At 63.9% G+C, this 13,363-nt stretch carries 15 protein-coding genes; 9 read left to right on the top strand and 6 right to left on the bottom strand.

Going from position 1 to position 13,363, the window contains the following annotated elements:
* Positions 1–8 precede the first annotated feature (8 nt).
* Positions 9–1,550: a D-alanyl-D-alanine carboxypeptidase/D-alanyl-D-alanine-endopeptidase gene (gene dacB / locus HDE76_RS08030; RefSeq protein ID WP_184506529.1), complete on the bottom strand. Its 1,542-nt coding sequence runs from the start codon at positions 1,548–1,550 to the stop codon at positions 9–11.
* 118 nt (positions 1,551–1,668) lie between these two features.
* On the opposite strand from dacB, the gene HDE76_RS08025 reads away from it, so the two are divergent.
* Both HDE76_RS08025 and HDE76_RS08020 read left to right on the top strand, forming a co-directional pair.
* The gene (locus HDE76_RS08025; protein ID WP_179477288.1) at positions 1,669–2,151 is read left to right on the top strand and encodes a peptidylprolyl isomerase; all 483 of its coding nucleotides are present in this window, start codon (positions 1,669–1,671) and stop codon (positions 2,149–2,151) included.
* A 33-nt stretch (positions 2,152–2,184) separates the two neighbouring features.
* On the top strand, positions 2,185–3,369 hold the full coding sequence (locus HDE76_RS08020; RefSeq protein WP_184506526.1) for an NAD(P)/FAD-dependent oxidoreductase: 1,185 nt from the start codon (positions 2,185–2,187) through the stop codon (positions 3,367–3,369).
* A 27-nt stretch (positions 3,370–3,396) separates the two neighbouring features.
* Here the strand turns inward: HDE76_RS08020 and HDE76_RS08015 are convergent, their stop codons facing one another.
* On the bottom strand, positions 3,397–4,488 hold the full coding sequence (locus HDE76_RS08015; RefSeq protein WP_179477286.1) for a phospholipase A: 1,092 nt from the start codon (positions 4,486–4,488) through the stop codon (positions 3,397–3,399).
* A gap of 148 nt (positions 4,489–4,636) precedes the next feature.
* Entirely contained in the window at positions 4,637–5,002 is a 366-nt protein-coding gene (locus HDE76_RS08010) for an EF-hand domain-containing protein (protein WP_179477285.1), read from the bottom strand.
* A gap of 221 nt (positions 5,003–5,223) precedes the next feature.
* On the opposite strand from HDE76_RS08010, the gene HDE76_RS08005 reads away from it, so the two are divergent.
* Positions 5,224–6,507, top strand: coding sequence for a crosslink repair DNA glycosylase YcaQ family protein (locus tag HDE76_RS08005; RefSeq protein ID WP_343205677.1), 1,284 nt, complete (start codon positions 5,224–5,226; stop codon positions 6,505–6,507).
* 18 nt (positions 6,508–6,525) lie between these two features.
* Here HDE76_RS08005 and HDE76_RS08000 read toward each other — a convergent pair whose 3' ends face one another.
* Positions 6,526–6,996: a hypothetical protein gene (locus tag HDE76_RS08000; protein ID WP_179477284.1), complete on the bottom strand. Its 471-nt coding sequence runs from the start codon at positions 6,994–6,996 to the stop codon at positions 6,526–6,528.
* Positions 6,997–7,438: 442 nt separating this feature from the next.
* Here HDE76_RS08000 and HDE76_RS07995 point away from each other — a divergent pair, with 442 nt between their 5' ends.
* The 5 genes from HDE76_RS07995 to HDE76_RS07975 all read left to right on the top strand — a co-directional run bounded on the left by HDE76_RS07995 (position 7,439) and on the right by HDE76_RS07975 (position 11,175).
* On the top strand, positions 7,439–7,648 hold the full coding sequence (locus HDE76_RS07995; RefSeq protein WP_179477283.1) for a cold-shock protein: 210 nt from the start codon (positions 7,439–7,441) through the stop codon (positions 7,646–7,648).
* Positions 7,649–7,751: 103 nt separating this feature from the next.
* On the top strand, positions 7,752–8,657 hold the full coding sequence (locus HDE76_RS07990) for an alpha/beta fold hydrolase (protein WP_179477282.1): 906 nt from the start codon (positions 7,752–7,754) through the stop codon (positions 8,655–8,657).
* A gap of 144 nt (positions 8,658–8,801) precedes the next feature.
* Positions 8,802–9,866: an NADH:flavin oxidoreductase/NADH oxidase gene (locus HDE76_RS07985; protein WP_184506524.1), complete on the top strand. Its 1,065-nt coding sequence runs from the start codon at positions 8,802–8,804 to the stop codon at positions 9,864–9,866.
* A gap of 26 nt (positions 9,867–9,892) precedes the next feature.
* Positions 9,893–10,768, top strand: a complete 876-nt coding sequence (locus tag HDE76_RS07980; protein ID WP_184506522.1) for a pirin family protein — start codon at positions 9,893–9,895, stop codon at positions 10,766–10,768.
* Positions 10,769–10,872: 104 nt separating this feature from the next.
* Positions 10,873–11,175, top strand: coding sequence for a DUF962 domain-containing protein (locus HDE76_RS07975; protein WP_184506520.1), 303 nt, complete (start codon positions 10,873–10,875; stop codon positions 11,173–11,175).
* A gap of 37 nt (positions 11,176–11,212) precedes the next feature.
* Here HDE76_RS07975 and HDE76_RS07970 read toward each other — a convergent pair whose 3' ends face one another.
* Positions 11,213–11,602 carry a cytochrome c gene (locus HDE76_RS07970; protein ID WP_179477278.1) on the bottom strand — a complete coding sequence of 130 codons (390 nt, stop codon included), beginning with the start codon at positions 11,600–11,602 and terminating at the stop codon, positions 11,213–11,215.
* Positions 11,603–11,771: 169 nt separating this feature from the next.
* Between HDE76_RS07970 and HDE76_RS07965 the strand changes: the two genes are divergently transcribed.
* Positions 11,772–12,560 (top strand): tRNA threonylcarbamoyladenosine dehydratase, encoded by a 789-nt coding sequence (locus HDE76_RS07965; RefSeq protein WP_184506518.1) that lies wholly within the window; start codon positions 11,772–11,774, stop codon positions 12,558–12,560.
* Between the two features lie 46 nt (positions 12,561–12,606).
* On the opposite strand, the gene phbB is transcribed toward HDE76_RS07965, so the two are convergent.
* The gene (gene phbB / locus HDE76_RS07960) at positions 12,607–13,344 is read right to left on the bottom strand and encodes an acetoacetyl-CoA reductase (RefSeq protein WP_179477276.1); all 738 of its coding nucleotides are present in this window, start codon (positions 13,342–13,344) and stop codon (positions 12,607–12,609) included.
* Positions 13,345–13,363 lie beyond the last annotated feature (19 nt).

Below are 13,363 nucleotides of genomic sequence, written 5' to 3'. Positions count from 1 at the left end.
CGCCGAGGTCAGCTGCGCCCGTGGAAATTGGCCAGCAGCAGGGCGATAGCGTCGACATCGGCGCCGGCACTGGGCCCGTCGGCCGGCGGCTCGTAATTGTTGAGCATGATCGCGAAAGCCAGCCGCTCGCCGGCGGCGCTGGTCACGTACCCGACCAGGCAATGCACGTAGGTCATGCTGCCGGTCTTGGCATGGACGTTGTTTTCCGCCGCGGTGTAGCGCAGCTGGCCGGCGAGTGTGCCGTCGATGCCGGCAATCGGTAGCGCATCGCGCAGTTGCGCCGCATACGGTTGCGCCGCCAGGTAGGTCAGCAGCCGCACCATCGCCATGGGCGTGACCAAGTCACGCCGCGAGAGTCCGGTGCCTTCGTCGATCAGGCTGGTTGCCGGCGGCATGCCGATAGTGGCCAACAGCTGCTGCATCGCCTTCACCGACCATTGCTCGGTGCTGGCGAAGGGCACGATGCCGGTGGTCGCTTCCGTAGCCTGCTGATGGGCACCGACGCTGAGAAATAGATTTTGCAGGTAGAGGTTCTGCGAGCGCTTCAGCCCTCGCTGCAGTATGTCCATCAGCGGCGGCGAGCGAATTTCGGCCAGAACTTCCGCCCGTGAGACCAGAGCGGCATCGTCCTGTGGCCAGTGCAGCGCGCGCACCTGGCCGGCGATGGGAATGCCGCGGTCGGCCAGCGCCTTTCGCAGCTGTGCGCCGGCCACTAGCGCCGGGTCGGGCAGGGACAGCTTGAAGTGCTGCGGCGGCGTTTTCGCCGGGACGGTGCCAAAGGCGTAAAGCGCGTCGTCGCCCGGCGCGCGATACAGGTTGATATCGCCAGGCGTGCGCGACAGCGTGGTCGTCACCTGGCCGAGCAGCGACATTTTCGCGTCGACAGGATCAAAGCTGAGGCTCGCCGGAAGACCCGCGGCGGATGCCGGCGTGAGCGTGATATCGACGATATTCTCGCCCACGCTGAGGGCCGATGACGGCACCGCGAACCAGCTTTGCAGATCGCCCGCTTCCCAGCCCGAGCCGAAGGTCGGCCCGGTGAAGTAGCTGTCGTCGGCGATCAGATCACCGTGAACCTGCCGCACGCCGCGCCGATACAGCTGCTCGGCCAGCTGTGTCGCCCAGTCGGCGCTGCTGGCCGTACCCAGCGTCGGGTCGCCCATGCCGTACAGCACCAACGGACCGTTTAGGCGTCCATCATGGATCGTCTCGGTGGAGAGCAGGCGGGTCGGTATCTGATATGCAGTCCCCAGGGTCGACAGCGCCAGCGCGGCGGTAAAAAGCTTGGCGGTCGAAGCTGGCTGCATCAGCTGATCGGCGCGGTGAGCGTAAAGCGTCCGGCCGCTGTCCAGCGAAACGACCGAGATTCCCCAGCTAGCCGAGGCAAATCGGGGCAGGCTGATCTGGCTGTCGATCTGTGTCGCCAATGCAGCTTCGCTGGTCGTGCGTACCTGGGGCGTCGCAGCGGCTGCGGCCGCCGCGAGCCAGCAAGCGCAGGCCAGCAGGCCCGTGGCAAAAAGGCGTCGGCGCGGTTCTGGTGCAGGACTCATGATTCAGTATCGCCAATCCTGCGGCATCTTGCTCACGGCTATTTCGCCATGTTCTGGTAGCCTTCGGTCTTCGTGTCGGCACCTGGCCGGCGGACTCACACCTATTCGCGAGACTTTCATGCAAATTGCTCCCAACGCCGTCGCCGCCTTCCACTACACGCTTACCGACGATCAGGGCAAGGTCGTCGACAGCTCCGAGGGTCGCGAGCCGCTGACCTATCTGCACGGCACGGGGCAGATCGTGCCCGGCCTGGAGAAGCAGATGGAAGGTCGCAAAGTGGGCGACAAGTTCAATGCCGACGTGTCGCCTGAAGAGGGCTACGGGGTGCATCACGACGAGCTGGTCCAGGAAGTGCCCAAAGAGGCCTTCCAGGGCGTCGAAGACATCCAGCCCGGGATGCAGTTTCAGGGCCGCGGCCCGCAGGGCGAAATCAACGTCACGGTGACCAAGGTCGAAGGCAATACGGTATTCATCGACGGCAACCACCCACTGGCGGGCCAGACGCTGCATTTCGCCATCGAAGTGACCGGCGTGCGTGCGGCTACAGCCGAAGAGCTCGAACATGGTCACGTTCACGGTGAGGGTGGCCATCACCACTAAGAGCATTGTGAACAGGCGCGCACTGCGGCCGTCATGCAGCGACGCCTGAACATTGCCATTATTGGTTACGGCGCGGCTGGACAGGCTGCGTCGTTGTTTTTGTCGGATCAAGGTCATGCGCTGAGCGTCTTCGAGCAGGCGTCGTCGCCCGGACCTGTGGGCGCCGGCTTCCTGCTGCAGCCGACCGGATTGCGGGTGCTGTCACGGCTCGGGCTGAGTTCACGGGCACTGGCTGTGGGCCAGCGGATTGATCGCCTGTACGGCTGCAACGCCAGCGGTCGTTGCGTCATGGATATGCGCTATGCCGATCATTCGCCTGGATGCTTCGGCCTCGGCATGAGCCGCGGAAGCCTCTTCACGGTATTGCGTGATGCATGGCCGGACGCCGGGCGCCTGCATGCCGGGGTGCGGGTGGAAAGCATCGGCACAGACGGCCGCCATCTGATCGATGGCGAGGGCCATCGCCACGGCCCGTTCGATTTGATCGTGGTTGGCGACGGAGCGCATTCGCGATTGCGCGAGGCCACGCCCGCACGGGTAAAGCGTCAACGTATCTATCCCTGGGGAGCCATGTGGTGCCTGCTGCCGGCAGACGGCTGGCAACATCCCTCCACGCTGCAGCAGCGCTATCACGGCGCCAGGGAGATGATCGGCCTTTTGCCGGTGGGACAGCGTGCGGACTGCGGCGGCCGCTGGCTGACCTTTTTCTTTAGTCTGCCCGGCGAGCATGTTGATGGTTTTGATGCGGATGCGCTGACTCGAATGCGCGAAAGGATCCGGGTGCTGTGGCCAGAAGTGATGCCACTACTCCATGGCATGGATGAGCCGGCGCGTTTTCATCGGGCCCGATATCGGGATGTTGTTCTCGGCAAGCCCATCGGCGGCAACGTGATCTTTATCGGCGACGCCGCTCATGCGATGAGCCCCCAGCTGGGGCAGGGCGTCAACATGGCACTGCTGGATGCGGAGGCTCTAGCCGATGCGCTGGCGGTGTCCGCGCACGTTGACGAAGCATTGCTGCGCTATCAGCAAACGCGCCGCTCGCACCTGGCGGTCTACCAACAGTTGAGTCGCTGGCTGACGCCGCTGTTTCAATCCGACCACGGGAGCCTCGCGCTTCTGCGGGATACGTGTTTCGGCCCACTGGGCCGTCTCCCGCTGACGCGTGGACAGATGTTGAAAATCCTCACCGGCACCAAACAGGCCTGGTGGCGCTGATCGACTGGGGCCGGTCATCTGCCCCTATCAGTACCAGTCGAGCAGGGAAATACCGGCGCCGATGTAGCTGGCATTGTGGTTGTAGTCGATCAGGCTTTCGCCGTAGCCCTTGAAGGCTTCCACATAGCCGCGCAGATTGCCCACCAGCGGAAAGCTCCAGGTGAACTGGGCCGCACCGTGGGCATCGCTGCCGCCGCGCAGCGAGCTTCGCAGCATCAGGCCGAATTCCTGGCCGTTCCATTCGTGGATGATCTGCATGTCGCCGCGGCCGACGTAGTTGCTGATGTCCGGGTTGTTGTCGCTGGTGCGCGATTCGGGGATGCGCCACCAAGGGCGAAACATCACCGTCCAGCCGTCGCGTTCGAAACCGATATCGGCCATCACGCGGTTCCAACTGCGCGACAGGGGGTCGGAGCGACCGTTCGACTGGTGGTCGATGCCGATGCCGAGCAGTCGGCCGTCCCAACCGAGCACGGAGTAATGGGTGTTGAACACCAGCATGGCTTCGGGCTCGTAGTTGGTTTCGCGAAACGGGCGCGAGGCCTGCGAGTTGTAGACCTGCCAGTGCGAGTCCTGCGTATAGCCGACCCACACGTCGCCGTAATCGCCAAATACGCCCTGCCATACCTTGGTTTTCAGGCTGAGCTGAAACTTCGCCTCGCTGTTCTGCAGCGGCTGCGGTGTGGTGACCGTATTCACCGGATTGGGGCTCTTCGGCTCAGTGTTCTGGTTGCTGGTGACAAAGATGGGCATCAGATAAACCGGCTTGTAGCCGCGCAGGTTGAACGTGCCGAGCTTGCTTTCCGGCGACAGTTCCCAGCGGCTGTCCAGTAACGACAACGGCTTGCCCGCCTCCGCATCGCTGGGCACCGCTGCGGTCGATTTTTCGTGGCCGAAAATGCTGGTCGACGCGCTGCCGCTGGTCTGATCCACACGCTTCTGTGCGGCGGGCAGATTGGTGCGGCCGGTGGCGTGGTCGTAGCAGGTCAGTCGCTGTGCATCGCTTTCGATACCGGTACAGGCGCGGATATCCGTCGGGCTGGGATTCTGCGCGTGTGCCGCCGTGGTGACCGCGCCGGCCAGCAACGCGAGCGGCGCGGCAAGGAGTAGAGGCTTCATGAAATCTCCAGAACATCGGATGGGCGAGGATCGAGCCAGATTTCCGAGCCACGCGTCCCCGGTTGCGCGTCGGAAAGTTTCTCACAAAGAACGCAAAAAAAAACGGCCGCAGATAAATGCTGCGGCCGGCCTTTTTGCCGCAATAGCGTCAGAGCTGCTTCAGCCAGTGTTGATACTCGGCTTTGCTGATCTTGCCGTCGCGATTGGTGTCGGCATGGATGAAATCGTTGGCCAGGGGCGGATAAGCCACGGCCTGGCTTTCGCTGATGCTCTTGCCGCCGCCGGACAACTGCTCGAACGAAGGCGCTGATCTGATGGTGGGCGCGGGGGACGGCGCACTGTTGATGGTCACCTCGCCCTTAGGCGTCTGCATGTCGGCCGTGTTCGGCGACGGCATGGCTGCTGTCGTTGCCGGGGCGGGCGGCGGTGTCGACATGTCTTGCGCGAACAGCTCGCCGCCAGACAGCAGCGCGGCGATGGTGAAGGCGCCGATCAATGGTTTGTAGAATTTCATGATGGATACTCCGTGCCAGAATCAAAAAGAGAGATGACGGATGCTCCGAACTGTGCCCCGTTGCGTGAAGCGTCGAAACAAAGCGACCGACGCGAGTGCGGTGAACCTACGCGATGAGTCTGAAATGCCGTTGCCATTGAGGTTTCTACCCATGAAACCTGACGTAATGAAGCTATTCCTGTGAGGCTTCTTCATCGTGTTCGCGAATCCGTGAAGCTTTCGTGTCGTTGAACGCCGTAAATGGGTCTGCCGGCGCCATAACGGCCATCCAGGCGCGCCTGCTGCATCTGCACGCCCAAGGCCTGCTGCAGCCGCTACGGCGGCGCGCGACGCGCGCCGATGTTGTCGCCGCCATCGAACAGATGCGGTTGCTGCAGATTGATACGATCAGCGTAGTCGCGCGCAGCCCTTATCTGGTGTTGCATGCGCGGCTGGGCCACTACCCGACGGTCTGGTTGGACGAGGCGCTTGCCCGCGGCCAGCTGGCGGAGTGCTGGGCACACGAAGCGTGTTTTGTTCCGGCTGGCGATATTGCTCTTCATCGCGGCTGGCGCACGCAACGCGCGCATCACTGGGCTCATCGCAACGCGCAGGCGCTGCATAGGGATCAGCGCGCTGGCATGGATTCACTGCTGGAAGGTATTCGCCGCTCTGGCCCCGTCAAGGCGTCCGATTATGCAGGGCCAGAACGTACCGAAGGGGCTGCCAAATCCGGCTGGTGGTCGTGGAAGCCCGAAAAGCGCTGGCTTGAGGCGTGGTTCGCGCTGGGTGAGCTGATGATTGCGCGCCGGGAGGGATTTCAGCGCATCTACGACATCGCGGACAACGTGCTGTCGCGACTCGATCCGCCATTGGACGTCGCTGCGAAGGCACTGCCGGAAGCCGAGCTTCGGCGGCGTTTCGTGCTCGATAGCGTGCGGGCCCTGGGCGTAACGCAGGCTGCGTGGATTGCGGACTACTACCGATTGAAACCGGCGGTGACCGACAAGGAGCTGGCTCCGCTGCTCGCCAGCGGCGATCTGCTTGGCGTTGCCGTGCGAGGCTGGGACAGGCCGGCGTACGTGCATCGGGATCATGCCGACACCCTGCATAGAGCCATGCTCGGCCGCCTGCGCGGAACGCATACCACGCTGCTGTCACCTTTCGATCCCGTGATCTGGGATCGAGCACGCGCGCGGGTCATGTTCGATTTCGACTACGCGCTGGAGTGCTACACGCCGGCGGCCAAGCGACGCTACGGCTATTTCGTCTTGCCGATCCTGCATCGGGGCAGGTTGATCGGCCGGCTGGATGCCAAGGCGCATCGCGCCGAGGGCCGGTTCGAGATCAAGGCGTTTTATCTGGAATCGGGCGTAGCGACACGTTCGGTGCGTTGGGCCGATGTCGCGTCCGCCATCGCGGAAACGGCAAACTGGCACGGTGCGCCGGAGGTTTTCGTCAGCAGCGAGCAGGCCGACGCAGAGGTCGGAGCACTGCGAGCGGTCCTGCCGCTCGCAGCAAATTAACTCCGGCCCGCTCGTAAGTCAGGGTGAAGTGCTCGCGGGCGCCGCGTTGGTGTCGCAGGACTTGCCACGCAGTGCATCGCGCAACTGGCTGGCGAGCGAGTTGCATCGGGCGGCGAGCTGCGGGCGAATGTCGGGATCCTGCGAGTCGCGCAGCAGGCTGGTGCGCATCGCGTTGTAGCGAGACTGCAGCTGCCCCGGCGCAAAAATATTCGCGGCGCGATGGCAGGCCATGTAGCTCGACAGGTAATCATCGCAGGCTGGAATGCCGGTACTGTCGGGGAGATTGGCGGGGGAGGATGTCGTGGACGCGTTGACGGCAGGTGCTCGATGCGGCGCGCGCTGCACTGTTGTGGTGCTCGTGGAAACCGGTGCCGCCGTGGTTCGGGTCGTAGTGACCGTGGTGGTTTTGCTGGGAGGCTGATGCGCGCAGCCGGCCACGACCAGGGCAGCAGCTATGGCGAGTATGGTCAAACGGGGCGTGACGGACATTGGGTGCTCTCCTCAAAAGCGCTTCGGATGGGGACTTGCCGATATCTGGCCGGCCACGGATTCTTCAGTATCTACACAATAGACAGGTTGCACGTAAAAAGAATCTGAAATTCGTATCGAGATCGACGCGGGCTTACAAACGGTGTGGAACGGAGGCATCTGCGCCCGGCTGGCTCGTTGGCGGAAACGGTTTCGAGACCGCGGACCCTGAAGGAGCCTGGTAACCCGCCCCCGGATCGGGGTGCAATAAATACCTTGACAAATTGCTCGCAAGCTTGAAACGGGTTAGGTATGCTCTATCCACTGTGTTTGCTCGGCAACGTGCGTGCCCGGTGGGGATCTCAATTAAATCCGCATCGCTACACCCGATCCAGGCACGCCAGTAAACCGTCGGCCCAGGGGCCGGTTTGTCTAAGTGCCAAGCAATAGATCGGAGTGAGTCATGTCGGATCGTGAAACAGGTACAGTCAAGTGGTTCAATGATGCCAAGGGGTTTGGCTTCATCAGTCGGGAAAGTGGTCCTGACGTGTTCGTGCATTTTCGCGCCATCAGCGGCTCGGGCTTCAAGAGCCTGCAGGAAGGCCAGAAAGTCACGTTCCAGGTTGTAACAGGCCAAAAGGGCCTGCAGGCCGAGGACGTAACGCCGGTTTGAACCGACGTGACACCATCGAAAGAGCCGGCGCAAGCCGGCTTTTTTGTGCCCGACGACCGGCCAGGGGTTTTGTGGTCGGCGCATCACACGTTAGCCTGTCCGCATGCCCGATCATTTTTCCGACAGCGCCTCGCCCCTATCCATTGCGCAACTCTCTCATGAGCCCATCGTCATCCCGATTACCGCGCTTGACGGTGCGCGCTTTGAGCTGCTTTGCGTGCAGCCGGCCGGCGAATGGCGGCAGCTGCTGTACTGGCTGCCTGCGATGGGTGTGCCGGCGAAGCATTACCTGCCGATGGCCGAGGCGCTGGCGGCGCGCGGTATCGCGATGGTTGTTCACGAATGGCGCGGCATCGGTTCCAGCGATCGCCGGGCCAGCCGCCGCAGCAACTGGGGCTACCGCGAGCTGTTGCTGGATGACCTTCCGCCAGCCATCGCGGCCGTGCAGTCACGCTGGCCCGACAAGATCCGCCTGATCGGTGGGCACAGCCTGGGCGGTCAGGTCGCTTCGCTGTATGCCGCGCTCCATTCGGCCGACTACGCCGGCATCGTGCTGGTGGCCAGCGGCGCGCCGTATTGGCGGGCCTATCCACGCAGCCTGCTGATCAAGATAGGTTGCATGCTTGCACCGCTGGCGGCGAATCTTCGCGGTTACCTCCCGGGGCGGCGCATCGGCTTTGCCGGCAACGAGGCGCGCGGGCTCACCGCCGACTGGGCGCGCAGCGCCCGCAGCGGCCGCTATTCGGCGACCGGCATGTCGCAGAATCTGGACGAGCTCCTGGCGGCCGTTCGATTGCCGATCTTCGCGCTGCGCCTGCGCGACGACTGGCTGGTGCCGAAAGCCTCGCTCGAGTGGCTGCTCGGCAAGATGCCGCAGTCGTCCCATCGCGCTGGCGTGCTGACGCCCGACGATCTGCGCGGCCAACCGGCCGACCATTTCAGCTGGATGAAGGCCCCTGCGCCGATCGTCGAACGCCTGGCGGACTGGATGGATTCTCTCGGCGCATAGGCAAGGCGCCGGGTGGGAAAGGCCCGGGTTTGTCCGCTGCGCGAACCTGCCGGTTGATACCGTGCAGAACTGCCAGCATGTTGATCGACTGAACTCGCGCATTCTTCCTCCGATCACTCTCAGATCACTCCCTTGGAGCAACGCATGAATCTGTTCGACCCCTTCGCTCAGCGCAGCCTTACCTTGCCCAACCGTCTGGTGGTCTCGCCGATGTGTCAGTACTCGGCGACGGACGGCCTGCCTGACCATTGGCATCTGGTGCACCTGGGCAGCCGGGCGGTGGGCGGCGCGGCGCTGGTGATCACCGAGGCGTCCGCCGTGTCGGCACAGGGCCGCATCACCCACGGTGACGCCGGCCTGTGGAACGACGCCCAGGTCAAGGCGTGGAAGCCGATCGTGCAGTTCGTCCGCGCCAGCGGTGCGATCGCCGGCATGCAGCTGGCGCACGCCGGGCGCAAGGCCAGCGCGCAGCGGCCGTGGGAGGGCGGCGGTTCGCTGGCGGCCGATCAGCAGCCATGGACCACGGTCGCGCCCTCGGCCATTCCCTTCGACGCCGGCTGGCACACGCCGCAGGCGCTGGACGAGGCCGGTATAGAGCAGGTGGTCGCCGATTTTCGCGCCACGGCGCAGCGCGCGCTGGCGGCCGGTTTTCAGCTGATCGAGCTGCACGCGGCGCATGGCTATCTGCTGCATCAGTTCTTGTCGCCGTTGAGCAACCAGCGCACCGATCGATACGGCGGCAGCTTCGAAAACCGCAGCCGCATCGTGCGCGAAGTGATCACTGCGGTGCGCGACGTGTGGCCGGCCGAACTGCCGCTGTGGCTGCGCATCTCGGCGACCGACTGGGCCGAGCACGGCACCGGCTGGGATATCGACGAGAGCGTGCAGCTGGTCAAGCAGGTCAAGCCGTTGGGCGTGGACCTGATTGACGTCTCCAGCGGCGGCACGCTCGCGCATCCCAAGATCCCGCTCGGCCCGGGCTATCAGGTGCCCTTTGCGGCGCGTATCCGGCGCGAGGCGGAGATCGCCACCGGCGCGGTCGGCCTGATCACCGAAGCGCAGCAGGCCCAGGCGATCATCGCCAATGGCGAGGCCGATGTGGTGCTCACGGCGCGCGAAAGCTTGCGCGATCCCTACTTCCCCCGCCGCGCAGCCAAGGAGCTGGGCGTGAAGCTGACGCCGCCGGTGCAATACGGCCGGGCCTGGTAACTGTCATCGAACCGGAGAGGATGGACATGCATATCGAGCCGACGCTGATCGAAGGCCGCGTACACGATCTCGGCGACGGATTCGCCGTGCGCCGCCTGCTGCCCGCGCAGCAGGCGCGCCACGTCGGACCGCTGGTGTTTTTCGACCATATCGGGCCGGCCAGCTTCGCGGCGGGCAAGGGCATGGACGTGCGCCCGCACCCGCATATCGGTCTGGCCACCGTGACCTGGCTGTTCGAGGGTGCCATCCGCCATCGTGACAGCCTGGGCAGCCTGATCGACATCCGCTCGGGCGAAGTGAACTGGATGACGGCCGGCAAGGGCATCGTTCACTCCGAGCGCACTCCGCCGAACGAGCGGCGCGATGGCCATACCCTGCACGGCATCCAGATCTGGGTGGCGCTGCCGCAGGCCGATGCCGAGGTCGATCCCGAATTTCATCACCACGAGCGCGACCAGCTGCCGCGCATCACTCGCCCGGGCGTCGAGGCCATCCTGATCGCTGGCGGCGCCTATGGCGAACGCTCGCCGGTCAAGGTATTCGCACCGATGTTTCTGCTCGAGGTGACGCTGGCCGCGGGTACCGAACTGGCGCTGCCGCCGGAGCATGCCGAGCGCGGCATCTACGTGGTCGAAGGCGGTATGCGCTGGGGTGACCTCGATCTGGCAGCCACGCAGATGGCGGTGCAGGCCGGTGCGTCCGCGCCATCGCTGCTGGCGCATGAAGACAGCCGCCTGATGCTGTTCGGCGGCGCGCCGCTGGATGGCGAGCGCCACCTCTGGTGGAACTTCGTCGCCAGTAGCCGCGAGCGCATCGAGCAGGCCAAGGCGGAATGGGCAGCCGGACGATACGCGCGCGTTCCGGGTGATGAGGAAGAGTTCATTCCGTTACCGGGCGGATGATGGCGGTTCGTCGTCAACCTTGGCGTACGAATGCTGCGGCGCTCATTGCCCGGTTTTCGTTACGCATTCATGCTTGCCCGGCCGATCGATCGTGGAGTTTCGACATGACCCGCTTTGCCAGCTTCAGCGAGTTCTATCCGTTCTATCTCAGCGAGCACAGCAACCGGATGTGCCGGCGCATGCATTTCATCGGCAGCAGTCTGGTCGTGACCATTGCGGTGTTCGCGGTGGTGACCGGACAGCTGCGCTGGCTCTGGCTGATGCCAGTGGCTGGTTACGGTTTTGCCTGGATCGGCCACTACGTCTATCAGAAGAACCAGCCCGCCACGTTCAAGCACCCGCTGTACAGCCTGCAGGGCGACTGGGTGATGTATGGCCACATGTTGCGCGGCAAGCTGCAGTTTTAAGCGCCAGCGGCCCGGTACGCGAGGCCAGGGACTAAGCTCAGCGGTATTTGTCGTGACAGCTCTTGCACGCCTCGCCGACGGATTTCACCGCCGCGGCCAAGGCGGGGCAATCGGCCGGCGATGACTGCAGCGCCTGCGTGACGCGCGTCTGCAGCAGAGTCGCCGCGTCGGTAAACGGCTGATCGGGGATGCCGAACGTCGGCGCGATGTCAGTCGCCGTCGACTGCACGCGTTCCAGATGGTGCTGGATGCCAATCGCGGCGCATTGTTTGCTTTTCAGCGCCTGGCTCAGGGCGTCCATGTGATAGTTCATCGTCGCCATCACGGCCTTGGGCATCGGATTGCGCGCCGCCAGTGTGCTCATCACGTTGGCGGTTCCGATGATGCCGATCACCAGTCCCAGCAGGATCATCAAAGCTACGCGCATCGGTTCGCTTCCACGTCGGTCGGGCAAGACCGTGAGAATAACGCGCTGCGGCACGTTCCATCCACGCCGCACGCTAAAATGGCTATTCCACGCCGCACGATTCAACACATCAGGCCACGCCAGTGAGATTTTTGCCGCCCATGTCGTTTCCATGCCGCCGTCAGTCAGCATGACCGTCGAAACGTTTCCGATCGAGCGCTTTGCCGGCGTCGAACGTCTGTATGGCGCAGGCACGGTTGCCGAGCTTTCCACAGCGCACGTCTGTGTGATCGGTATCGGCGGCGTGGGTTCGTGGGCGGCCGAGGCGCTGGCGCGCAGCGGGGTGGGCAAGTTGACCCTGATCGATGCCGACGAAGTCTGTGTCTCCAACACTAACCGCCAGTTGCATGCGCTGGATGGCGAGTACGGCAAGAGCAAGGTGGGCGTGATTGCCACGCGCGCGCAGGCGATCAATCCGGCCATCAAATTGGACGGCATCGAGCGCTTCCTCACGCCGTCCACGCTGGACGAGCTGCTCGATCGTGGCTACGACGTGGTGCTGGATGCCTGCGACGCGTTCCGGGTCAAGCTCGAAACGATCGCCTGGTGCCGTCGTCGAAAGCTCCCGATCGTGAGCGTTGGCTCGGCCGGCGGGCGCACCGATTCGACCCAGATTCGCGTGCGCGACCTCTCGCGCACCGAGCACGACGCGATGTTCAGCCTGATCCGGAAAAAGCTCCGTGCGGACTTCAACTTTCCGCGCAACCCCGATCGTTACTTCGGTGTTTCGGCCGTCTATTCGCTGCAGAACGTGCAGTACCCGCAGCCCGACGGCACGGTCTCCGGCAATCGGCCGCCGGGCGGGGATCCGCTGAATCTGGCCTGCGGCGGCGGCCTGGGCGCGGCTACGCATGTCACCGGCGCATTCGCTTTTGCCGCGGTCGGCAAGGTGCTGGAAAAGCTGCTCGAAAAGAAGTGATTGGGTTGGTATGAAGTGGCGGGGCGCTACTCCATCCCGCCAGGCCTCAGCCCATGTGATGACCACCGTTGATGGCCAGATTGGCACCGGTAATCCAGCTGGACTGTTCGCCGGTGAAAAACGCCACGGCATGGGCGATTTCATCCGGCCGTCCCAGCCGTCCCATCGGGATCTGCGCGATGATTTTTTCGCGCACGTCTTCCGGCACGGCCATCACCATATCGGTGCCCACATAGCCGGGCGACACCGTATTTACCGTGATGCCGAAACGGGCGTTTTCCTGCGCCAGCGAGATGGTGAAACCGTGCATGCCGGCCTTGGCTGCCGCGTAGTTGGCCTGGCCGTATTGGCCTTTTTTGCCGTTGATCGAGCTGATCTGCACGATGCGCCCCCACTTGCGCTGGCGCATGCCCTCGATGACGGGGCGGGTGACGTTGAAGCAGGCGTTGAGGTTGGTGTTGATCACCGCCGTCCACTGCTCGTAGTCCATCTTGTGGAAGGTCGTATCGCGGGTGATGCCGGCGTTGTTGATCAGAATCTCGACCGGGCCGCACTTTTCCTCGACGGCGCGGATCATCGCTTCGCACGCCACGGCGTCGCAGACGTCACCCGGCACCATGCAGACGTCGATGCCTTCGTTCTTCATCGATGCGTGCCAGGCTTCGGCCTTTTCGGCATTGCGGTAATTGGTCGATACGCGGTGCCCCTGGCCGGCCAGATACCGGACAATCGCGCTGCCAATACCACCGGTACCGCCGGTAATGAAGGCCGTACGTTGCGTCATGAATAATCCTGAGAGCCGA

The organism is Rhodanobacter sp. ANJX3, from assembly GCF_014200755.1.
Taxonomy (GTDB): Bacteria; Pseudomonadota; Gammaproteobacteria; order Xanthomonadales; family Rhodanobacteraceae; genus Rhodanobacter.
This window is presented reverse-complemented; position numbering and strand designations above follow the sequence as displayed.

Bases quoted from the DNA above. Each gene is read 5' to 3' on its own strand.
- HDE76_RS07965 (WP_184506518.1), top strand. From the start codon at position 11,772: ATGACCGTCGAAACGTTTCCGATCGAGCGCTTTGCCGGCGTCGAACGT.
- HDE76_RS08025 (WP_179477288.1), top strand. From the start codon at position 1,669: ATGCAAATTGCTCCCAACGCCGTCGCCGCCTTCCACTACACGCTTACC.
- HDE76_RS08010 (WP_179477285.1), bottom strand. From the start codon at position 5,002: ATGAAATTCTACAAACCATTGATCGGCGCCTTCACCATCGCCGCGCTG.
- HDE76_RS07970 (WP_179477278.1), bottom strand. From the start codon at position 11,602: ATGCGCGTAGCTTTGATGATCCTGCTGGGACTGGTGATCGGCATCATC.
- dacB (WP_184506529.1), bottom strand. From the start codon at position 1,550: ATGAGTCCTGCACCAGAACCGCGCCGACGCCTTTTTGCCACGGGCCTG.
- HDE76_RS08015 (WP_179477286.1), bottom strand. From the start codon at position 4,488: ATGAAGCCTCTACTCCTTGCCGCGCCGCTCGCGTTGCTGGCCGGCGCG.
- HDE76_RS08020 (WP_184506526.1), top strand. From the start codon at position 2,185: ATGCAGCGACGCCTGAACATTGCCATTATTGGTTACGGCGCGGCTGGA.
- HDE76_RS07980 (WP_184506522.1), top strand. From the start codon at position 9,893: ATGCATATCGAGCCGACGCTGATCGAAGGCCGCGTACACGATCTCGGC.
- HDE76_RS07975 (WP_184506520.1), top strand. From the start codon at position 10,873: ATGACCCGCTTTGCCAGCTTCAGCGAGTTCTATCCGTTCTATCTCAGC.
- HDE76_RS08000 (WP_179477284.1), bottom strand. From the start codon at position 6,996: ATGTCCGTCACGCCCCGTTTGACCATACTCGCCATAGCTGCTGCCCTG.
- HDE76_RS07990 (WP_179477282.1), top strand. From the start codon at position 7,752: ATGCCCGATCATTTTTCCGACAGCGCCTCGCCCCTATCCATTGCGCAA.
- HDE76_RS07995 (WP_179477283.1), top strand. From the start codon at position 7,439: ATGTCGGATCGTGAAACAGGTACAGTCAAGTGGTTCAATGATGCCAAG.
- HDE76_RS07985 (WP_184506524.1), top strand. From the start codon at position 8,802: ATGAATCTGTTCGACCCCTTCGCTCAGCGCAGCCTTACCTTGCCCAAC.
- phbB (WP_179477276.1), bottom strand. From the start codon at position 13,344: ATGACGCAACGTACGGCCTTCATTACCGGCGGTACCGGTGGTATTGGC.